Origin of the sequence: Pseudomonas sp. SJZ078 (assembly GCF_007828255.1) — a bacterium.
Classification (GTDB): Bacteria; Pseudomonadota; Gammaproteobacteria; order Pseudomonadales; family Pseudomonadaceae; genus Aquipseudomonas.
In genome coordinates this window covers 16,512-37,821 of sequence record NZ_VIUG01000024.1, presented here as the reverse complement: position 1 = coordinate 37,821, position 21,310 = coordinate 16,512, and the positions used below count along the sequence as shown (strand labels likewise).

General features: G+C 62.4%; 13 protein-coding genes. 7 read left to right on the top strand and 6 right to left on the bottom strand.

Annotation, left to right across the window (positions count from 1 at the left end; translation table 11 throughout):
- The 4 genes from FBY02_RS19800 (at position 1) to FBY02_RS19785 (ending at position 4,232) form a co-directional block, all read left to right on the top strand.
- A complete protein-coding gene (locus tag FBY02_RS19800) occupies positions 1-1,188 on the top strand; it encodes an FAD-dependent monooxygenase (protein WP_144929908.1) in 1,188 nt (395 codons plus the stop codon).
- Between the two features lie 494 nt (positions 1,189-1,682).
- Complete coding sequence (locus FBY02_RS19795) at positions 1,683-2,510, top strand: helix-turn-helix transcriptional regulator (protein WP_144929907.1); 828 nt, start codon at positions 1,683-1,685, stop codon at positions 2,508-2,510.
- Positions 2,511-2,594: 84 nt separating this feature from the next.
- Positions 2,595-4,019, top strand: coding sequence for an AdeC/AdeK/OprM family multidrug efflux complex outer membrane factor (gene adeC / locus FBY02_RS19790; protein WP_144929906.1), 1,425 nt, complete (start codon positions 2,595-2,597; stop codon positions 4,017-4,019).
- A 6-nt stretch (positions 4,020-4,025) separates the two neighbouring features.
- Positions 4,026-4,232 carry a hypothetical protein gene (locus FBY02_RS19785; RefSeq protein WP_047701039.1) on the top strand — a complete coding sequence of 69 codons (207 nt, stop codon included), beginning with the start codon at positions 4,026-4,028 and terminating at the stop codon, positions 4,230-4,232.
- Positions 4,233-4,586: 354 nt separating this feature from the next.
- On the opposite strand, the gene hemN is transcribed toward FBY02_RS19785, so the two are convergent.
- The 3 genes from hemN to FBY02_RS19765 form a co-directional block, all read right to left on the bottom strand.
- On the bottom strand, positions 4,587-5,975 hold the full coding sequence (gene hemN, locus FBY02_RS19775; RefSeq protein WP_144929904.1) for an oxygen-independent coproporphyrinogen III oxidase: 1,389 nt from the start codon (positions 5,973-5,975) through the stop codon (positions 4,587-4,589).
- Positions 5,972-7,294, bottom strand: a complete 1,323-nt coding sequence (locus FBY02_RS19770; protein WP_144929903.1) for a coproporphyrinogen III oxidase — start codon at positions 7,292-7,294, stop codon at positions 5,972-5,974. Before FBY02_RS19770 ends, hemN begins: the two co-directional genes overlap by 4 nt.
- Positions 7,295-7,389: 95 nt before the next feature.
- On the bottom strand, positions 7,390-7,833 hold the full coding sequence (locus FBY02_RS19765) for a CopD family copper resistance protein (protein WP_144929902.1): 444 nt from the start codon (positions 7,831-7,833) through the stop codon (positions 7,390-7,392).
- Positions 7,834-8,217: 384 nt separating this feature from the next.
- On the opposite strand from FBY02_RS19765, the gene FBY02_RS19760 reads away from it, so the two are divergent.
- Positions 8,218-13,827 (top strand): putative Ig domain-containing protein, encoded by a 5,610-nt coding sequence (locus tag FBY02_RS19760; protein ID WP_144929901.1) that lies wholly within the window; start codon positions 8,218-8,220, stop codon positions 13,825-13,827.
- 493 nt (positions 13,828-14,320) lie between these two features.
- On the opposite strand, the gene FBY02_RS19750 is transcribed toward FBY02_RS19760, so the two are convergent.
- From FBY02_RS19750 to FBY02_RS19740, 3 genes are all read right to left on the bottom strand, one after another.
- Positions 14,321-15,901 carry an aldehyde dehydrogenase (NADP(+)) gene (locus FBY02_RS19750; RefSeq protein ID WP_144929899.1) on the bottom strand — a complete coding sequence of 527 codons (1,581 nt, stop codon included), beginning with the start codon at positions 15,899-15,901 and terminating at the stop codon, positions 14,321-14,323.
- 13 nt (positions 15,902-15,914) lie between these two features.
- On the bottom strand, positions 15,915-16,907 hold the full coding sequence (gene araD1 / locus FBY02_RS19745) for an AraD1 family protein (protein WP_144929898.1): 993 nt from the start codon (positions 16,905-16,907) through the stop codon (positions 15,915-15,917).
- Between the two features lie 156 nt (positions 16,908-17,063).
- Positions 17,064-18,386, bottom strand: a complete 1,323-nt coding sequence (locus FBY02_RS19740; protein ID WP_144929897.1) for an MFS transporter — start codon at positions 18,384-18,386, stop codon at positions 17,064-17,066.
- 193 nt (positions 18,387-18,579) lie between these two features.
- On the opposite strand from FBY02_RS19740, the gene FBY02_RS19735 reads away from it, so the two are divergent.
- Together FBY02_RS19735 and FBY02_RS19730 are read left to right on the top strand one after the other, a co-directional pair.
- Positions 18,580-20,316, top strand: coding sequence for an IlvD/Edd family dehydratase (locus tag FBY02_RS19735; protein ID WP_144929896.1), 1,737 nt, complete (start codon positions 18,580-18,582; stop codon positions 20,314-20,316).
- Between the two features lie 216 nt (positions 20,317-20,532).
- Positions 20,533-21,252 (top strand): FadR/GntR family transcriptional regulator, encoded by a 720-nt coding sequence (locus FBY02_RS19730; protein WP_041024160.1) that lies wholly within the window; start codon positions 20,533-20,535, stop codon positions 21,250-21,252.
- Positions 21,253-21,310: the final 58 nt, after the last annotated feature.

Sequence of the window (21,310 nt, the reverse complement as noted above, 5' to 3'; positions counted from 1 at the left end):
ATGACACAACCCAGGAAAGCCATCATGGCAGGCGCCGGTATCGGTGGACTGACCGCGGCCATTGCCCTGCAACGAGCGGGCTGGCAGGTCAAAGTCTTCGAAGCGGCCCAGACGCTGCGCACCGGTGGCACCGGTTTGTCGATCATGGCCAATGCCATGGCGGCGCTGCATTCGATCGATGCCCACGTTCCGGTGGAACAGGCGGGCCAGGCGATCCGGCACTTTTTCTTCAAGAAGCACAACGGCGAGCCCATCACCCGCATGCCGATCCATGAGGTCGGCGAACAATTGGGTCACGCCAATGTGAATATCCAGCGCCCGTTGCTGTTGCGTGCCCTGGCCCAGCAGCTCACGCCGGACAGCCTGGTCACCGGGTTGCGCTGCGTGGGCTACAGCCATCGCCCGGATGGCGTAACGGTGCAGTTCGAAGATGGCAGCAGCCAGGAGGCTGACCTGCTGATCGGCGCCGATGGCCTGAACTCGGTCATCCGCCGGCAGATGCTCGGCGAGACTCCGACACGCCCCTCGGGCTATATCGCCTGGCTGGCCGTCACGCCGTTGCATCATCCGATGATGACCGAGGGCTACGTGGCGCATTACTGGGGCCGCGGCAAACGGTTCGGGTTGTGTGACGTAGGGGATGGCCACGCGTACTGGTGGGGAACCTGCAACCGCGCCAATGCGGCGGATGACGCCTTGAACGTCAGTAAACAGGAAGTGCTCGGCGCCTATGCCGGCTGGGCACCGGAAGTGGTTGCCGCCATCGAGGCCACGCCCGAGAGCGCCCTGCTGAAAATGCACGCCCGGGACCGTCATCCCGTAAAGCAATGTCGCGACGGCCACGTGGTGCTGCTGGGCGATGCCGCCCACCCGATGCTGCCCAGCCTGGGCCAGGGTGCGGCACAGGCCATCGAGGATGCCGTGGTGCTTGCCGATTGCCTGGCGCAGACGCCGGATCTTGGCGGCGCGCTGACGCAGTACCAGGCGTATCGACTCCCCCGGGCCAACGGCATCGTCAACGCAGCACGCTTCATGAGCGGCATCGAACAGGCCGAATCGACATTCGCCTGCTGGGCCCGGGAATGGTACTTCCGCCTGACGCCACAGAGCAGTTGGCGCAAGAAGAACCTCGACATCCTGTCGTTCAAACCCCGCCTACAACCGGCCGCGACCTACGTCAATGACTGAAATCGACTCACACATAGACAAAAAATGAAAAAAAATTCAAAAATAGGAGGCGTCCTACAGAATTGGAACTTTAATTCCGGACATTTCCCCCGGGAAAAAAGTGCTTTCGGGGCGCTGAAAACCAGGCACAGGAGCCAGATAACGACCCAGATACATCTGTAACATTTTGTTTTTAATAGGAATTTAAAAATCAGTCAGTCAGGCCGGATGCCCGTACTGACCAGGCATTTTGCAAAGAGAGAGGTTTTCTCTGGGAATCGTCAGCTAAAACAGGAGCGTCGAACTGTCCCTGTTTTCCCTTACAGACTTTTCCTACATGAGAATGCTTAATAGTCCCACCGGCTGAATCGTTTTTCATGTGGATGGATTCACAGGTGATTTTGATCCTCAGGTCTTAAATCCAGAAAAGGCTTCAGCATTTTAGGAAGCGATCGGATTTTTCTCCGTCGACGGTCACTGAGATGCAAAGCAGTTTCGATATGCAGGATAAGCATATGAATCGACATGCGGTTTTTGGAGGTGCGCAAAACACGCACATCTACGCGGAGCTAGGGAAGCTGATTTCAAGTGTCGGACACGAGAGTTTTTTGACCAACATGCACCAACTGATCGAAACATCGGTGCCTGTCAGTCGGCTCGAACTGAGCGAATGGACAATTGACGATGCCCAGGCGACGGTCCTCGATGTGCAGTTGCTCGGGGATGCAGGCCAGCCAAAAAGCCCGCAGATGCAATCTGTCTGCCCTACCACCGCGATACAGCGCAACGACCATCCCCTGGTGAAACGGGTGCTGGAAGTGGACGACGCCCTACTGATCCACCTGGGCGCGCGGATGAAGAATGAAAAGGACAACAACTGCCTGGGTACCTCCCATCAGTGCAGCCTGATTTCGCGCAAGGGCAATCGCCGCTGTGTGATCTCCTTGCATCGCCCCCAGGCTCAGCGCGACTTTTCCCTGCAGGAACTGTCCTTTTTGAAATACCTCTCCGAGACACTGCTACCGCTGGGAGAGCGCCATGCCCACCTCAATCGGCAGTCGTCCATCAGGAACCCGGGCAGCGCTACGTCTCATCCGCTGAACATCGCTGACCAGACACAATTGCAACGGGATTTCGATGAACGATTGAGCCCTTGTGACGTGACCCTTTCGGTGCGGGAAAAAGAGGTCTGCCTGGGACTCCTGGCAGGCGGTACCGTCCCGGAAATAGCGGAAAAGCTGCAGGTCAAAAACAGTTCCATCGAAACCTACCTCAAACGCGCCGCCGCCAAGCTTGGTGTCAGCGGACGGCATGGGCTGGCGAAATGGATGATCGGATCCTGATGCGCAGGTACCGGCGAGCACGGATCTAACCGAACCCCTGCCCGTGCCACCGGGGCCTGGCAGGCATCACGATGAGACAGGTCGATGCGTAAACTCCTGAGCCCCTTGACGGCCGCGACACTCCTGCTCGGCGGTTGCTCGCTGATCCCGGATTACCAGCGCCCCGATGCCCCCGTCGCGGCGCAATATCCCCAGACGTCAGCCTACGCCCCGGCCCTGTCGGGACCTGCCGCGGCCGATCAGGGCTGGCGCGACTTGTTCCATGATCCGGCGCTGCAGCAAGTCATCGAAAGCGCGTTGATCAACAACCGTGACTTACGCGTGGCGGCCCTGAGCGTCGAGGCCTACCAGGCGCAATACCGAATCCAGCGCGCGGACCTCTTCCCGGCGATCAGTGCCAACGGCACGGGCTCGCGCCAGCGGCTGCCGGGCAGCCTGACGGGAACCGGCAAGCCGGGGATCAGCAGCTCATATTCCACCACGTTGGGCATCAGCGCCTATGAGCTGGACCTGTTCGGACGCATACGCAGCCTCAGCGACCAGGCCTCCCTCATCTACCTGTCCAGCGAAGAAGCACGCCGCAGCACTCAGTTGAGCCTGGTGGCCAGTGTCGCCAGTGCCTACCTGACTTGGCGTGCCGACCAGGAGTTGCTGGCCCTGACCCGTGACACGCTGCAATCCTATGAAGAAAGCCTGCGCCTGACGGAACGAAGCAATCAGGTGGGCACCGCCTCGGCCCTGGCCCTGAGCCAGTCACGCACTTCGGTGGAGGACGCCAGGGCCCGCCTGGCCCAGTTCCAGCGCCAGGTGGCCCAGGATTTCAACAATCTCACCTTGCTGGTCGGCACCTCGGTCGCGGATGACTTGCCCGCCCGCCCCCTGGCCTCCGAGCTGCTGAGCGAGGTGCCGGCCGGCCTGCCTTCGGACCTGTTGCAACGCCGCCCGGATGTGCTTGAGGCCGAGTACCTGCTGCAAGCGGCCAACGCCAATATCGGCGCGGCCCGTGCCGCCTTCTTCCCGAGCATCAGCCTGACCGCCAACGCCGGCACTTCGAGCAACGAGTTGTCCGGGCTGTTCAAGGGCGGGTCGGGCACCTGGTTGTTCCAGCCCCAGATCAACCTGCCGATTTTCAATGCCGGCAGCCTTCGGGCGAGCCTGAACTATTCGAAAATCCAGAAGGATATCCGCGTCTCCCAGTACGAGAAATCGATCCAGACTGCCTTCCGGGAAGTCTCCGATGGCCTGGCGGCGCGCAAGACCTACAAGGAACAACTGGTCGCGCAGTCCGATCTGGTGCAGGCCAACCAGGACTACTACAGGCTGGCGGAGCGTCGCTATCGCATCGGCGTCGACAGCAGCCTGACGTACCTCGATGCACAACGCTCGCTGTTCAGCGCCCGGCAGACCCTCATCGTCGACCGGCTGTCGCAACTGCTCGCCGAGGTCAATCTGTACAAGGCGCTGGGTGGGGGCTGGGTCGAACGTACAAACACGATCACAGTGAGGTGAATGAAGATGGGCACATTCGAACCGGGAACACTTGTCCGTTTACGCTCGGGAGGCAAGACCATGGTGGTCAAGCCTGCCTCATCGATCGCCCAGTTACCCGATACCTTGCTGCTGCTTTGCGAGTACCGGGCGAAGAATCGGCTGGTGCAGGGCTTCTATGCCGTGCGCGACCTGATCCCGGCGTCCACGGCACCCGATGGTGAAAGAACCTGACCTGGTTTGGCATGTTCACCATCCATGCAAGCTGATCCACCGCTATCGCGAGCAGGCTCGCTCCCACAGAGGATTGGCGCCAGACGCAAATAGCGGATGCACCCCGGATATTGTGGGAGCGGGCTTGCCCGCGAAGGCGGCAGCACATTCAGCATCGATGCAGGCTGATCCACCGCTTTCGCGAGCAAGCCCGCTCCCACAGGGGATTGGCGCCGGACGCAGATACCGGATACGCCCCGGATAATGTGGGAGCGAGCCTGCTCGCGATGACGGCGGCACATTCAGCATCGTTGCAGGCTGATCCACCGCTTTCGCGAGCAAGCTCGCTCCCACAGTGGGAGCTTCATCACTGTCTTACACCGTTCGCGAATACTGGACCGCCGGGGCTGCTTCCAGGTAGGCGTCGAAGGCCATGGCGACGCTGCGCATCATCAGTTGCCCCTGGGGCAGCAGTACCAGCGCGTCGGGGTGGATTTGCAGTAATCCGTCGCGCACTTGCTCCTGGAGCCCGGCCAGCGCATCGGCGAAGTATTCGCTGAAGCAAATGCCGTGACCGGCCTCGATGCGACCGACATCCACGCGCCCATGGCACATCAGTTCGCTGATGACTTCACGCCGCAAGCGGTCGTCGTCGCTCAGGCGATAGCCGCGCTGCACCGGCAACAGGCCCTGGTCCAAGCGAGCGTAATACTGGGACAGCTCCTTGACGTTCTGGTTATAGCTGTCGCCGACCTTGCCGATCGAGGACACGCCCAGGCCGATCAGGTCGCAGTCGGCGTGGGTGGAATAGCCCTGGAAATTGCGTTGCAGGGTACCTTGGCCACGGGCACGCACCAGTTCATCGTCCGGCAGCGCAAAGTGGTCCATGCCGATGTAGATATAACCCGCCTCGCTCAACCGATTGATGGTCAGTTCGAGCAGCTCCAGCTTGCGCTCCGGCGGCGGCATGTCTTCAGGGCGGATCATCCGCTGCGCCCTCACCCGCTGCGGCAGATGCGCGTAGCTGTAGGCCGCAATCCGGTCGGGACGCAGGGCGATGATCTTGTCCAGGGTGATATCGAAACTGGCGAGGGTCTGCAATGGCAGACCGTAGATCAGATCGACGCTGACCGACTTGAAGCGCGCCTCGCGGGCCGCCGCCACCAACGCTGCGACCTGGGCTTGGCTTTGTACCCGGTTGACGGCGGCTTGCACCTGGGCATCGAAATCCTGGATGCCGAAGCTCAGGCGGTTGAAGCCCAATTGCCGCAATCCCCTGACCTGCTCGGCATCGATGGTGCGCGGGTCGACCTCGATGGAAAACTCATGGGCGTCGCTGTCATCCATGTCGAACGACTGGTGCAGGCAGTCCATCAACTCGGCCAGTTGCCCGTGGGTCAGATAGGTCGGCGTGCCACCCCCCAGATGCAGTTGGGTCAGCTTGCGCGTGCGATCGAACAAACTCGCCTGCAGGACGATTTCCCGCTTGAGGTACGTCAGGTATTCGGCGGCGCGATGGCTCTTGCGGGTGATGATCTTATTGCATGCGCAGTAGTAGCACAGGCTTTGGCAGAACGGGATATGGATGTACACCGACAGCGGCTTGGGCACCAGGGCCTGGTTGCTGCGCCGGGCGGCCTCGCGGTATTCGTCCATGGCAAACGCCTGATGAAACTGCGGAGCCGTGGGATAGGACGTATAGCGTGGGCCCGGGCAGTCGTATTTCTCGACCAGGGCCCGATTGAACGCGGATGGGGAATTCATGATGGATTCAACCTTTCAAAAAGCCTGGTCGGTGTAGGTTCGAAGGGCACGGCGACTGTATCGTCAAAGCATGGGTCGAACAGATTACAGATCGCGTCCACGCTCAACCGGCCGGCCGGCAGGATGCCGATGAAACGGCTCGACAACTCGATCAATCCATCGCTATCCAAGGCTTCCAGTTGCGGCCAGATCGACGCGAAATGCTCACGGAAAACCAGTCCGAAACGGGCTTCGATGGCCCGAATGTCCAGTTCCAGGTCACAGGACAGCTGTTCAGTCACCGTCGCCTTGACCTGATCCTCGGCCTCACAGCGCCAGCCACGACAGACCGGCAGTTGCCCGGCCCCGAGTTGCTGGCGGTACTGCAACAGATCGTCGGTGTTCTGCACGTACAGATCGTCGATCTGGGTGATGGCCGCCAGCCCGAACCCCACATGATCACAGCAACCATGCCGGGTGAATCCCTGGCAGTTATGGTGCAAGCGTCCATGTTCCTGGGCGACCGCCAGGTCATCGTCAGCCCGGACGAACAGTCCTTGGCCAATGTAGTGATACCCCGCGCCGATCAATTGTTCGCAGCTGACCCGACGCATGGCCTCCTTGTCCGCCTGGCTGCAAAAGCTGCCGGCCATTGCGGCGTCCGTCGAACGGTAGCGACACGGCGCCCGGGCATAGTCGAAGACATGCAGCCGGTCCGGCTCCAGTTCGATCAAGGTGGCCAGCTTCAGCGCGAAGCTGTGGGGCGTCTGCCAGGCGTGACCATAACCGAGGTCGATGCTGATGGAGCGAAAGCCGAAGGTCCGCGCCGCGTCGATCAATGAATGGATCGGTGCCGGGTTCTGGTAGCTATCCACCGACAGGTCCCGGTCGGCGCCCATGTCGGGGACACCGATACTGACGTGGGTAAAGCCCTGGTCGCGAATCAGGCCCATGGTTGACCAGTCGGTGTGATGCAGGTCCAGCTCGATGCCCTGGTCGCCGCTCTCGGAAAAGTCGAAGCGCTTGCGCAATTCGTCCATCAGCCGCTGTAAATGGACGATCACCGGTGTGCCGCCGGTCAGCCAGAACTGATCGACCCGTCGGCCCGTCCCCAGGTGACAGCCGACCAGGCCGATCTCGTGCATCAGCGATTGCAGATAGACGTCGATCCCGGCGCACTGGCAAACGCTGGCAAGGGAGGAACACGACGCGTGTCTCAGGCGCGACGGCAGGTGCACCGCCAACGAGAGCGGTCGTCGTTTCTGGCGACTGTGGCGCAACCCCCGGAGCAGATCGAGGGAGCCGACGCCTCCGTGGAATTTATGTAGCGGGTCGAACATGACAATCTCCGAGTGGCTGCGCGGGGATATTGTCCGGCTTCACCCGCCACGCCACCTTGACCTGTATCAAGCGCCTTGGACCCACACCAGCGCTGTTACCAGTTGATGTAGAACATGCCCTTGGCCAACAGCACGATTGCCACCAGATGCAGGAACACCCGGGTGTGGATGACCTGGACGTAACGGGCGTTCATGCGTCCACGCCTGAACAGCCACATGGCCCAGAGAAAATGCCCCAGCACGCTGCCCGCCAGCAGGATCTTCAACCCCAGCAACAGACCGAACGACGATTGCCACGGCGCTATCAACACCGGCCAATAGCGCATCCAGACCATCCCGCCACCCGCACCGAACAGCACCAGCAATACCCAGGGCATCAACTGGCGGGCGCGTCCACTGATGCCCTGTTCAAGCAGCACCATGACTTTGGCGGGCAGTTGCCGGCGGATGCTCTCCAGGAACAGCACCTCGAAGAACACCGTGCCGATGAACACCAGGGCGGCGAAAAGGTGCAGGGTCAGGAGCAGCGGATAGATCATGGGACGCTCTGTCAGGCGCGTGGGCTTTATTCGAGGCTACCGCCCAAGACAGATGTTGAGGTTGATACCAATCAACAAAGCCGTAAATGCCATGCGGCGATTCCTCCTGTGGGAGCGGGCTTGCTCGCGAAAGCGGTGGATCAGCCAATCCAGCAGTGACTGACATGACGCTTTCGCGAGCAAGCCCGCTCCCACAGAGGAAACGGCGTCAATGAAACGTAACTTTCCCGAACAAGGTTCCCGACCGCTGATCAGGTAGTTCAGCTTTTTGACACTTGCCCGACATTCGGTCACAACTTTCCCGCTCCGTCAGGTCATAACCCTGTGGTCGCCGATGGAATATTGGCATCTGCCGTGGTTCCAGCCCGATACGGAGATAAGCTCATGATTTTCAACGTACAAAATTTTGGCGCCAAAGGAGACGGTATTACCGATGACACCGCGGCCATCCAGGCAGCGATTGACGCGGCGGCAGCGGCAGGTGGGGGCGAGGTGTATGTGCCGGCCGGAACCTACATCGTTTCGGGGGGTGAGGAACCTTCCGACGGTTGCCTGATGCTCAAGAGCAACGTCCACCTGTATGGCGACGGCATGGGCGAGACCACCGTCAAGGTGGCCGACGGCTCCGACACCAAGATCACCGGCGTCATCCGCTCCGCCTATGGCGAAGAAACCCATGATTTCGGCATCAGCCAACTCACCATCGACGGCAACCGCGACCACACCACCGGCAAGATCGACGGCTGGTTCAACGGTTATATTCCCGGCGAAGAAGGCTACGACTCCAACGTCACCATCGACAGCGTCGAGATCAAGGACTGCTCCGGGTACGGCTTCGACCCCCACGAGCAGACCGTCAACATGGTCATCAAGAACAGCGTGTCCCATGGCAATGGCCTGGACGGCTTCGTGGCCGACTTCCTCAGCGACAGCACCTTCGAAAACAACGTCGCCTACGACAATGACCGGCACGGCTTCAACGTCGTCACCAGCACCCACGATTTCACCCTCACCAACAACGTTGCCTATGACAACGGCGGCAACGGCATCGTGGTGCAGCGCGGCAGCGAGAACATCCCCTCCCCTAGCAACATCACCATCACCGGCGGCGAGGTGTACGGCAACGGCGCCGAAGGCGTGCTGATCAAACTGTCCAGCGAAGTGACGGTCACCGGCGTCGACATCCACGACAACGCCAGCGCCGGGGTACGCATCTACGGCAGCAACCACGTCGAGATCCTGGACAATACCCTCAACAACAACTCCCTGGGCGGCGCGGTCCCGGAGATCATCATCCAATCCTACGACGACACCCTGGGCGTCTCCGGCAAGTACTTCAACGGCAGCGATAACACGATCCAGGGCAACCTCATCAGCGGCAGCGATCTGTCGACCTATGGCGTGGCCGAGCGCAACGAGGACGGCACCGATCGCAACGCGATCATCGCCAACACCATCAGCCACACCAGCAAGGGCGCGACGCTGATCTATGGCGATGGCAGCTACGTCAGTGCCACGGAACCGATGACCACCGTACAAGGCACGGCCGGCAACGACACGCTGCTGGGCACCAGCGCCAGCGAGATCTTCTATGGTGGCGCCGGCAACGACACCATCAACGGCGGCGCCGGTGGCGACATCCTGGTGGGCGGCGCGGGCGTCGACAAACTCACCGGCGGCACGGGCGCCGACACGTTCCGCTTCGCCAGCCAGTCCGACAGCTACCGCAACGCGACCACCAGCTTCGATGACACCATCACCGACTTCGACGTCACCCAAGACAAGATCGACCTCGCCGGCCTGGGCTTTACCGGCCTGGGCAACGGCCGGGGCGGCACCCTGCAGGTCAGCTACAGCGCCAGCAACGACCGCACCTACATCAAGGACTTCGACGCCGATGCCAGCGGCAATCGCTTCGAACTGATTCTTTCCGGCAACCTCGCCAGCACCCTGACGGCCAACAACTTCATCTTCAACCGGGTGATCACCGGCACCAGCGGCAACGACTCGCTGGCGGGCAGCGACTCGGCCGATACCCTGCTCGGCCTGGCGGGCAACGACAGCCTCAGTGGCGGCGCCGGCGATGACAAGCTCGACGGCGGGGCCGGCATGGACACCCTCACCGGCGGTGCCGGGGCGGACACCTTCGTGTTTTCCAACCGTCTGGACAGCTACCGCAACTACAACACCGGCGGCGTCAACCTGGGCGACCTGATCACCGACTTCAATGTCGCCTCCGACAAGATCGACCTGTCGGCCCTGGGCTTCACCGGCCTGGGGGACGGCAAGAACGACACCGTGTACCTGGTGCTCAACAGCGCCGGCACCAAGACCTACATCAAGTCCCTGACCGCCGACGCCAATGGCAACCGCTTCGAAGTGGCACTGGACGGTAACTACCTGAACACGCTGACCAGTGCCAACTTCGTCTTCGCAACGTCATCGCCGACCAACCATGCGCCGGTGGTGGCGACCCCACTGCTGGACCAGAGCGCGACGGAGAACACACCGTTCAGCTACGTAGTGCCGGCCAACAGTTTCAGCGACCCGGACAACGACAGCCTCAGCTACACCGCCAAACTGGCCGACGGCAGCGCCCTGCCCAGCTGGCTGGTGTTCGATGCCGCCACGCGCACGTTCAGCGGGACACCAAGCGACACCGCTTCGGGCACCTACTCCATACAAGTCACCGCCACGGATGGCAGCAACGCCACCGTCAGCGACAGCTTCACCCTCGCCGTGCAGGATGTACCCACCTCCGTCGTCATCAACGGCACGCCGAACAACGACACGCTGACCGGCACCGCGGCCAACGAACAATTGTTCGGTGGCGCCGGGAACGACACGCTCAATGGCGGCGCCGGGAACGACATCCTGGTCGGTGGTACCGGGGTGGACAAACTCACCGGCGGCACGGGTGCCGATGTGTTCCGCTACACCTCGAAGCTCGACAGCTACCGCACCAGCTCCACCAGCGCCAGTGACCAGATCCTCGACTTCGACGTGGCCGCCGACAAGATCGACGTCTCGGCGCTCGGCTACACCGGCCTGGGCAACGGCCTCAATGGCACCCTGCAACTGACCTACAGCGCCTCGTCCAACCGCACCTACCTCAAGGACCTGACCGTCGATGCCAACGGCAACCGCTTCGAAGTGTCGCTGGCGGGCAACCTGGTCAGCAGCCTGACGGCCAACCACTTCGTGTTCGCCGACCAGAACAACCCCGGTAACGTGGCGCCGGTGGTGGCCATTCCGCTGCTCGACCAGACTGCCAGCGAAAGCACGCCGTTCCGCTACACCGTGGCCCACGACAGCTTCACCGACGCCAACCAGGACGTGTTGACCTACACCGCGACCCTCGCCGACGGCAGGGCCCTGCCCGCGTGGCTGACGTTCAATGCCACTAGCCTGACCTTCAGCGGCACGCCGACCAGCACCGCATCCGGTAGCTATGACGTGCTGGTCAAGGCCACCGATCCTTCGGGTGCTTCGGTCAGCGACAACTTCGCCCTGGTGGTGGCCGACGCACCGGCCAACACCATCACCGGGACCAGCAGCGCCGAGACCCTCAACGGTACCGCCGGCGCGGACCTGATCCTCGGCCTGGGCGGCAACGACACGATCAAGGCCGACACCGGCGCGGACATCGTCGACGGCGGCGCCGGACGCGACTCGCTGTACGGCGGCGATGGCGCCGATACCTTCCGCTACACCAACGTGCTCGACAGCTACCGCGACTACGACACCGGTGGCGTGACGGCCACCGACACGGTCTATGATTTTACCGTGGGCGTGGACAAGATCGACGTGTCCAGCCTGGGCTTCACCGGCCTTGGCGACGGCACCAACGGCACGCTGTACATGACCCTGAACTCGGCCGGCGACAAGACCTACATCAAGTCCGCCGAAGCCGACGCCGATGGCAACCGCTTCGAGATCGCCCTCAACGGCAACTACCTCAACACCCTGACCGCCAGTGATTTCGTGTTCGGCGAGCGCGCCCAGCAAGACATCCTCTACCTGCCGACCCTCGGCCAATCCAATGCACGCCTACTGCGCATGACCGAGGATGACGATCAATCCGGCACCTCGATGCTGGTCAAGGACCTGGACCGCTACACCACCTATGACGTACGCAGCCAGTTCACCGACGCCGACGGCAATGGCATCGATATCGCGGTGGGCGGCAGCACCGTCAACGGCTTGTCGACACTGAGCCCCGAAGAGCTGAAGCTGTGCTGGTGGCTGACCGACACCAACCAGCCCGGGCCCGCGCTGTTGCGCGCCGTGACATTGCTCAAGGACCAGCTCAGCGAACTCAAGGCCATCGATAACGTCACCATGGGCATCATCTGGGGCCAGGGCGAAGAAGGCGCCCAGGAGATTGCCCGCGCCACCGACAAGCAGGCAGCGGCCGCTGCCTACAAGGCCGCGACACTGAAGGTGTTCGACTACCTGCATGCCCAGCTCGGCAATTTCAACGTGTACCTGATGGAAACCGGTCACTACGAGCAGGATGCGGCGCGAGCCCGTGGCTATTCCGAGGAAAAGATTGCCGCGATTGTCGAAGGTGTCGGCTATGTCCGCGCCGCCCAGGAAGCCATGGCGGCCGAGCGCGCCGACGTCAAGCTGGCGGTGGACTACACTGACCTGCCGTTGCGCTACGAAGTCGATCCGCTGGTGTACCCGGACGACGTCTGGCATCTGCACGAGGAATCGGCGGAAATCGTCGGCCAGCGACTGGCCGACTACATCGCCGACGACCTGGGCTTCCATGGCGATCCCAACGACAACAACAGCGTGCAGGACATTTTCGACCACGCCAACCAGGGCGGGATGATCTCAGGTACCGACCAGGCGGACACCCTGGTGGGCAGCTCGGGCAACGACACCCTGGATGGCGACCTGGGGGCGGACTCCCTGACCGGTGGCGATGGCAATGACATCTACGTGGTCGATAACGCCTTCGACAGCGTGGTGGAAACCAACACCTCGACCTCACAGATCGATACGGTAAAGGCCTCGGTCAGTTGGACACTGGGGGCCAATCTCGAGAACCTGGTGCTCACCGGCGTCTCGGAGATCGATGGCACCGGCAATGAACGACGCAACTTCATCACCGGCAATATCGCCAACAACGTGCTCGACGGAGCCGCCGGCAACGACAGCATGAGCGGTGGCGATGGCAATGACACGTACTATGTCGACAATACCGGCGACACGGTGATCGAGACCAACAGCAATGCACTGTCCGGGGGCATCGACAGTGTGCACAGCCGCCTGGCGACCTACACCCTCACCAGCAACGTCGAGAACCTGTATATCGACACGCCCGATGCGGCCAACGGCACGGGCAATACGCTGGATAACACGTTGTTCGCCGGCGCCGGAAACAACGTGCTGGACGGGCGTGAAGGCAACGATACGGTGTCCTTCGCGCAGGCGCTGGCGGGGGTGACCGTGACGCTCTCGACGTCGGCGCAACAGAACACCGTAGGCTCGGGCCTCGATACGTTGAAGAACTTCGAGAACCTGACTGGCAGTGCCTACGCCGACACCCTGACCGGCAACAGCGCCGGGAACATCCTGGATGGCGGCGCGGGCAACGATACGCTGGTGGGTGGCTCGGGGGATGACCGCTTGATCGGCGGCGCCGGGACCGACAACCTTACCGGTGGCACCGGCGCGGACACCTACGTGTTCGGAGCACTGGCGGACATGGGCACCGGAACCTTGCGCGATGTGATCAACGGCTTCAAGAGCGCCGAACTGGACCACTTGGATCTCACCGGACTGGACGCCAACCCGTTGACCGCCACTATCGATGCCTTCACCTTCATTGGCAGTAACGCCTTCGACGCCACCAATGCCACCGGTCAGTTGCGCTTTGCCGACGGCATTCTCTACGGCAGCGTCGACGCCGATGCTACCGCCGAGTTCGAGTTCGAACTGGTCGGCGTCAAGGAACTGCACGCCAGCGACTTCACGGCGTGAACCCTTGGGTGAGGGCTGGGTTGCCCGCGATGGCGGTGGGTCAATTGGCATCGAGGCTGAATGTGCCGCCGCCTTCGCGGGCAAGCCCGCTCCCACAGGGGATCAGTAGCGTGTGCAAATCCTGCATTCACCCAAGACAATTGTGGGAGCGGGATTGCTCGCGAAAGCTGTAGATCAGCTTGCACTGATGCTGAATATTCCGCCGCCTTCGCGGGCAAGCCCGCTCCCACAGGGGATCAGTAGCGTGTGCAAATCCTGCATTCACCCAAGACAATTGTGGGAGCGGGATTGCTCGCGAAAGCTGTAGATCAGCTTGCACTGATGCTGAATATTCCGCCGCCTTCGCGGGCAAGCCCGCTCCCACAGGGGATCAGTAGCGTGTGTAAATCCTGCATTCACCCAGGATCAAATGTGGGAGCGGGCTTGCTCCGGGCGGCGTTCCGACGATGGCGGCAGTCCATCGAACCTCAATGGAACTGCCACCCTGCGACGGTCAAAGCGCTTCGCGGCCCGGGACTCCGTCCACCAACCGCAGGATCCCCAACGGGTTGGCATTTTTCAGGGGTTCCGGCAGCAGGTTGTCGGGGTAGTTCTGGAAGCATACCGGCCGCAGGAAGCGGTCGATGGCCAGGGTACCCACCGATGTGCCGCGGGCATCGGAGGTGGCCGGGTAAGGGCCGCCGTGGACCATCGAGTCACACACCTCGACACCCGTCGGGTAACCGTTGAGCAGGATCCGGCCGACTTTCTGCTCCAGCAACGGCGTCAATTCGCTGAACCGCTGGAAATCATCCGGCTCGCCGATCATGGTCGCGGTGAGTTGACCATGCAGGCCGTTCAGCGCGGCACTGAGTTGCGCCTGGTCGGCCACTTCGACGAACACGGTGGTCGGGCCGAACACCTCCTCCTGCAACGCCTCGTCCCCCTCGATCAACAGGCTGGCGTCGGCCTTGAACAGCTGCGGCTGGGCCTGGTTGCCCTGCTGTGGGCGTCCGGCCAGGTGCTCGATGCCCGGGTGAGCCAGCAACTTCTGCAAGCCCTTGCCATAACTCTGCAAGGTACCGGCATTGAGCATGGTCTGTGGCGCCTGGTCACCGATCAGCGCGGCGACCTGCTGGGTGAAGGCCGTAAACTGCGGCGAGCGGATGCCAATCACCAGGCCCGGGTTGGTGCAGAACTGACCGCAGCCCATCACCACCGAGGCGGTCAGGTCGCGAGCAATACTGTCGGCGCGGGTCGCCAGCGCTTCAGGCAGGACGATCACCGGGTTGATGCTCGACATCTCGGCAAACACCGGGATCGGCTGCGCACGCGCGGCGGCCATGTCGCACAGGGCCCGCCCACCCCGTAGGGAACCGGTGAAACCCACGGCCTGGATGGCCGGGTGCTTGACCAGCCACTCACCGACGCCACCGCCGTAGATCATGTTGAAGACGCCGGCCGGCATCGCGGTTTTTTCGGCGGCACGGATGATCGCATCGGCCACCCACTCTGCGGTCGCCATATGGCCGCTGTGGGCCTTGAACACCACCGGGCAGCCGGCCGCCAGGGCCGACGCGGTGTCGCCGCCAGCCGTGGAAAAGGCCAGCGGGAAATTGCTGGCGCCGAACACCGCCACCGGGCCCAGGCCGATGCGGTACTGACGCAGGTCCGGGCGCGGCAGCGGTTGGCGCTCCGGCAGGGCCCGATCGATACGCGCGCCGTAGAAATCGCCGCGGCGCAGGACTTTGGCGAACAGGCGCATCTGCCCGCTGGTACGACCCCGCTCACCCTGGATCCGTGCCGCAGGCAACGCGGTTTCACGGCAGACCACGGCGACGAACGCATCGCCCAAGGCATCCAGCTCATCGGCGATGGCCTCGAGAAACTCGGCCCGGCGCACGGCGCTCAGGCTGCGGTAAGCCGGGTAAGCCGCGGCGGCCGCCTTGGCGGCTGCATCGACCTCTTCAGCCGTGGCCTGCATGAAATCACCCGGCAAGGCTTCGCCAGTGCTGGCGTCGAGGCTCTGCAAACGCGTCTGGCCGGCCGCACTGCGCGCCCCACCGATGTAGTTGTGACCAAGGATCTGGTTCATCGCAAGTCTCCTCTTAAAGTGTGCCGATAGTACCCGGGTTGAACGCCGCGTCCACCGGGGCAATGCCGTTGACCAGCGGCGCGCCGAATTCGGCCTGGCTGATTTCGAACACGTCCCCCGGCTGGGTACGGATGCCATCGGCGAACGACAGGGTCGCGGTGCCGAAGAAGTGAACGTGCACATCCCCCGGACGCAGGAACTGACTGTACTTGAAATGGTGGAATTCCAGGTTTTCGAGGCTGTGGCACATGTTGGCCTCGCCGCTGAGGAATTCGTTCTGCCACAGCACTTCGCCGTTGCGCAGGATACGACTGCTTCCGGAAAGATGTTGAGGCAATTCACCGACACGAAGTTCCGGACCAAAACTGCAACTGCGCAGTTTCGAATGGGCCAGGTACAGGTAATTCTTGCGCTCCATCACATGATCGGAAAATTCGTTGCCCACCGCGAAACCCAGGCGATAAGGCTTGCCGTCGAGGCCGATGACGTAGAGGCCGCTGATTTCCGGCTCTTCGCCGGCGTCTTCGGCGAACGGCGGCAACGGGAACGGATGACCCGGACGGACGACAATGCTGCCGTCACCCTTGTAGAACCATTCCGGTTGCACGCCGGCCTGGCCGGCCTGGGGCTTGCCGCCCTCGACGCCCCACTTGAAGATGCGCATGGTGTCGGTCATGGCGGCTTCGTCGCCAGCCTGCTGGTGCATCTTGTCCCGGGCCGAGGCGCTGCCCAGGTGGGTCAGGCCGGTGCCGCTGACCAGCAGGTGCGCCGGGTCCGGGTGATCCAGCGGCGGCAGGATCCGCAGCTCGGCGAGCAACCGCGGGTAATCATACTCGGCGCCGAATCCCAGGCCATTGACCTGCTCTGCAAGCTTCACACCCGCCTCGATGGCCGCCAGCGCCAGCTCACGCACAGTCTGCGCCCCCAGCACTTCGCGCACCTGATCGCCCTCGACCACACCGACGCGGCGTTCACCGTTGGGTAATTCGAATTGAACTAAACGCATGGATCTCTCCTTGTAAACAAACCTTGAACACACCGCCAATCCCCTGTGGGAGCGGGCTTGCCCGCGAAGACGGTGGCACAGTCAATATTTATGCAAGCTGACCCACCGCTTTCGCGAGCAAGCCCGCTCCCACAGTGACCGCCACAGCCATCAAAATCAGGTACGCGTCGCCCCCCGCGCACTGGCCGCGAACTGGTCGGCCGGCAGCACATGCCTGCGCTCCAGCAGGCGATACACTACGCCGGTCAACACCAGGCCGAACACCATCACACAGGACAGGAAGTACAGCCCAGAGGCCAGGTTGCCGGTGTATTCCTTCAGCGCGCCAATCACGAACGGCCCGATGTAGCCACCCAGGTTACCCACCGAGTTGATCAAGGCGATGCCCGCCGCCGCACTGGCGCCGGCAAAGAAACGTCCCGGCAAGGTCCAGAACACCGCCGTGCAGGAAAACAGGGCAAACGCCACCAGGCACAGCGCCGCCAGTTGCAGCACCGGCACCGACAACCACGCACTGAGGAACAGCCCCATGGCGCCCAAGACATAAAGCACGGCCAGGTGACCATAGCGATCATTCAAGCGGTCGGAGCTGCGGGGTATGATCAGCAATCCGACAATGCCGAAAATATACGGCACTGAAGACACGAATCCGGTCACCAGATCACTGCCACCGAACTGCTTGATCAGCGTCGGCAACCACAAGCCCAGGCCATAGATACTCAGGGTCACCGGCAGGTAGAACAGCGCCAGCAGCAAGACCCGTTTGTCCTTCAGGGCATGCAGCGGGTTACCGTGGCGGGTCTGGCCGTACTCCTGCAGATCCTTTTTCAGCTCACCGGTCAGCCAGTCCTTCTCGGCCTGGTCCAGCCACTTCACCTGTTGCGGGCCATCCGGCAGGTAGCGCAGCACCGGCCAGGTCAGCAACACCGCCGGCAGGCCGATGACAATGAACAACCACTGCCAGCCGTGCAGGCCCAATACGCCGTCCATGCCCAGCAAGCCGCCGGACACCGGACCGGTGATCATCATGGCGATGGGCTGCGAAAGAATGAACAGCCCCAGGATCTTGCCGCGATGGCGAACCGGGAACCATTGGGTGATGTAGTACAGCACGCCGGGGAAGAATCCGGCTTCGGCGGCGCCGAGCAAAAAGCGCATCACATAGAAGCTGTGGGGGCCCTGCACAAACGCCATGCCGATGGTGATCGCGCCCCAGGTGATCATGATCCGGGCGAACCAACGCCGGGCACCGAACCGTTCGAGCATCAGGTTGCTGGGAATCTCCAGCAGGAAATAACCGATGAAAAACAGCCCTGCGCCCAGGCCGTAGGCGGCATCGCCGATACCCAGGTCGGCGCCCATGTGCAGCTTGGCAAAGCCCACCGCAGAGCGGTCTACATAGGCGATCAGGTACAACAGGATCAGGAAGGGAATCAGTTTCAGCGTGATGCGACGGATAAGCCGCAATTCCTGGCTCATGGGACCGGTCTCCGATTGTTGTTGTTATGGAACCACGGGGGATTTCTCTCGCGAATGCACGCCAGGACAATCCCTCCATTGAGCTGGACTATATAGTAATACTATTTACCCAACAACACTTCCAAAGCGTGCAAATTGCGCTTATGTTACGCTTCATCCGGAACAATATAGTCATACAATAAGAGAATCGATCATGTCTGATAAAAAACCCTCCCTGCGCTCGGCCCAATGGTTTGGCACTGCCGACAAAAACGGCTTCATGTACCGCAGCTGGATGAAAAATCAGGGCATTGCCGACCATCAATTCCATGGCAAGCCGATCATCGGCATCTGCAACACCTGGTCGGAGCTGACCCCGTGCAACGCGCATTTCCGGCAGATTGCCGAGCACGTCAAGCGCGGCGTGATCGAAGCCGGGGGCTTCCCGGTGGAATTCCCGGTGTTCTCCAACGGCGAATCGAACCTGCGCCCTACCGCCATGTTGACCCGCAACCTGGCGAGCATGGACGTGGAAGAGGCGATTCGCGGCAACCCGATTGACGGCGTGGTGCTGCTCACCGGTTGCGACAAGACCACCCCCGCCCTGCTGATGGGGGCCGCCAGTTGCGACGTACCGGCCATCGTCGTCACCGGTGGCCCCATGCTCAACGGCAAGCACAAGGGCCAGGACATCGGTTCCGGCACGGTGGTCTGGCAATTGAGCGAGCAGGTGAAGGCCGGCACCATCACCCTCGACGACTTCCTCGCGGCCGAGGGCGGCATGTCCCGCTCGGCCGGCACCTGCAACACCATGGGGACCGCCTCGACCATGGCGTGCATGGCCGAAGCCCTCGGCACGTCGTTGCCCCATAACGCCGCGATTCCGGCCGTGGACGCGCGCCGCTATGTGCTGGCCCACATGTCCGGCATGCGCGCGGTGGAAATGGTCCGTGAGGACCTGAAGCTGTCGAAGATCCTCACCAAGGAAGCCTTTGAAAACGCCATCCGCGTCAACGCCGCTATCGGCGGCTCCACCAACGCGGTGATCCACCTCAAGGCCATCGCCGGGCGCATCGGCGTGCAGTTGGACCTGGACGACTGGACCCGCATCGGCCGGGGCATGCCGACCATCGTCGACCTGCAGCCGTCCGGGCGCTTCCTGATGGAAGAGTTCTACTACGCCGGTGGCCTGCCTGCCGTATTGCGTCGTCTCGGTGAAGCCAATCTGATCCCTCACCCGAATGCCCTGACCGTCAACGGCAAGAGCCTCGGAGAAAATACCAAGGATGCGCCGATCTACGGCCAGGACGAAGTCATCCGCACCCTGGACAACCCGATCCGCGCCGACGGCGGCATCTGCGTGCTGCGCGGCAACCTGGCGCCTTTGGGGGCGGTGCTCAAGCCCTCCGCCGCCACCCCCGAGCTGATGCAGCATCGAGGTCGCGCGGTGGTGTTCGAGAACTTCGACGAGTACAAGGCGCGGATCAACGATCCGGAACTGGATGTGGATGCCGACTCGATTCTGGTAATGAAGAACTGCGGACCCAAGGGTTATCCGGGCATGGCCGAAGTGGGCAACATGGGCTTGCCGGCCAAGCTGCTGGCCCAGGGCGTGACCGACATGGTGCGGATTTCCGACGCACGCATGAGCGGCACCGCCTATGGCACCGTGGTGTTGCACGTGGCACCGGAGGCTGCGGCCGGCGGTCCTCTTGCAGCGGTGAAAGAAGGTGATTTCATCGAGCTGGATTGCGCCAGCGGCCGCCTGCACCTGGACATTTCCGACGCCGAACTGGCCGCCCGCCTGGCCGACCTGGCCCCGCCACAGCAACTGCTGGTGGGCGGCTACCGTCAGTTGTACATCGACCATGTCCTGCAAGCGGACCAGGGCTGCGACTTCGACTTCCTGGTGGGCTGCCGCGGCGCCGAGGTGCCGCGACACTCCCACTGACCCTGCAAATCCCATGTGGGAGCGAGCTTGCTCCGGGCGCCGATCCGACGATAGCGCACTGTCAGCCAGCATCCATGTCGGCTGACTCGCCGCCATCGCGAGCAGGCTCGCTCCCACAGGGGGATCTGCATCTCACATACAATCGCACTAGCGACCCGCCCTCGCTGCGCCTGCTATCATGCGTAGCATCTCCTCCACAGGATCGCGCCGCACCCCATGGATTACCGCAAACCCTCCGACCGCAAAAGCATGCACGCACGCATCGTCCAGGAACTGGGCATGCAGATCGTGTCCGGACGCTTCAAGCCCGATGACAAGCTGCCCGCCGAAGCCTTGCTCTGCGAAGAATACGCCGTGAGCCGTCCGGTACTGCGTGAAGCCACGCGGGTGCTGGTCGCCAAGGGCCTGGTGTATTCGCGGCCGCGCGTGGGGACGGTGGTCAAGGCCCGGCGGGAATGGCACATGCTCGATCCGGATGTATTGCACTGGCTGATGCAGAGCAGCCCGCAGAACGAGTTCTTCGGTTTGCTCACCAGCGTGCGTAGCATCATTGAACCGGCCGCAGCCGCCCTGGCCGCACAGTTCGCCACCGACGCCGACATCGCCGCCATCCGCGAAGCCTACGAGCGCATGGACGCGGCACCGACGCCCGAAGCCCTGCTGCAACCGGACCTGGATTTCCATAGCCGGATCGCCGACGCCACCCACAATGACCTGCTCGCCAACCTGTGCAACATGTTGTCGGTGGCCATCGCCGAAGCGCTCAAGCATTCCAACCAACGGCCCAACCTGCATGAACTGGCGATGCCACGGCACAAGGCGATCCTCACCGCCATCGAGAACCGTGATGCCCTCGGCGCCCGCCATGCCACCCTGGTGCAACTGGACGATGCACGCAGTGCGCTGAACGTCGTGCTGGGCAACGATCCGTCCTGATCAACCGATCGTAGCGAACCGGTCATTCATCCCGTCGATGCCAGCGAAAGGACCTTTC

What these genes read in the sequence shown, in the direction of transcription:
- FBY02_RS19765 (WP_144929902.1), bottom strand. Translation starts at nt 7,833, where the DNA reads ATGATCTATCCGCTGCTCCTGACCCTGCACCTTTTCGCCGCCCTGGTG.
- FBY02_RS19795 (WP_144929907.1), top strand. Translation starts at nt 1,683, where the DNA reads ATGAATCGACATGCGGTTTTTGGAGGTGCGCAAAACACGCACATCTAC.
- FBY02_RS19735 (WP_144929896.1), top strand. Translation starts at nt 18,580, where the DNA reads ATGTCTGATAAAAAACCCTCCCTGCGCTCGGCCCAATGGTTTGGCACT.
- hemN (WP_144929904.1), bottom strand. Translation starts at nt 5,975, where the DNA reads ATGAATTCCCCATCCGCGTTCAATCGGGCCCTGGTCGAGAAATACGAC.
- FBY02_RS19730 (WP_041024160.1), top strand. Translation starts at nt 20,533, where the DNA reads ATGGATTACCGCAAACCCTCCGACCGCAAAAGCATGCACGCACGCATC.
- FBY02_RS19740 (WP_144929897.1), bottom strand. Translation starts at nt 18,386, where the DNA reads ATGAGCCAGGAATTGCGGCTTATCCGTCGCATCACGCTGAAACTGATT.
- FBY02_RS19800 (WP_144929908.1), top strand. Translation starts at nt 1, where the DNA reads ATGACACAACCCAGGAAAGCCATCATGGCAGGCGCCGGTATCGGTGGA.
- FBY02_RS19760 (WP_144929901.1), top strand. Translation starts at nt 8,218, where the DNA reads ATGATTTTCAACGTACAAAATTTTGGCGCCAAAGGAGACGGTATTACC.
- adeC (WP_144929906.1), top strand. Translation starts at nt 2,595, where the DNA reads ATGCGTAAACTCCTGAGCCCCTTGACGGCCGCGACACTCCTGCTCGGC.
- FBY02_RS19785 (WP_047701039.1), top strand. Translation starts at nt 4,026, where the DNA reads ATGGGCACATTCGAACCGGGAACACTTGTCCGTTTACGCTCGGGAGGC.
- FBY02_RS19750 (WP_144929899.1), bottom strand. Translation starts at nt 15,901, where the DNA reads ATGAACCAGATCCTTGGTCACAACTACATCGGTGGGGCGCGCAGTGCG.
- FBY02_RS19770 (WP_144929903.1), bottom strand. Translation starts at nt 7,294, where the DNA reads ATGTTCGACCCGCTACATAAATTCCACGGAGGCGTCGGCTCCCTCGAT.
- araD1 (WP_144929898.1), bottom strand. Translation starts at nt 16,907, where the DNA reads ATGCGTTTAGTTCAATTCGAATTACCCAACGGTGAACGCCGCGTCGGT.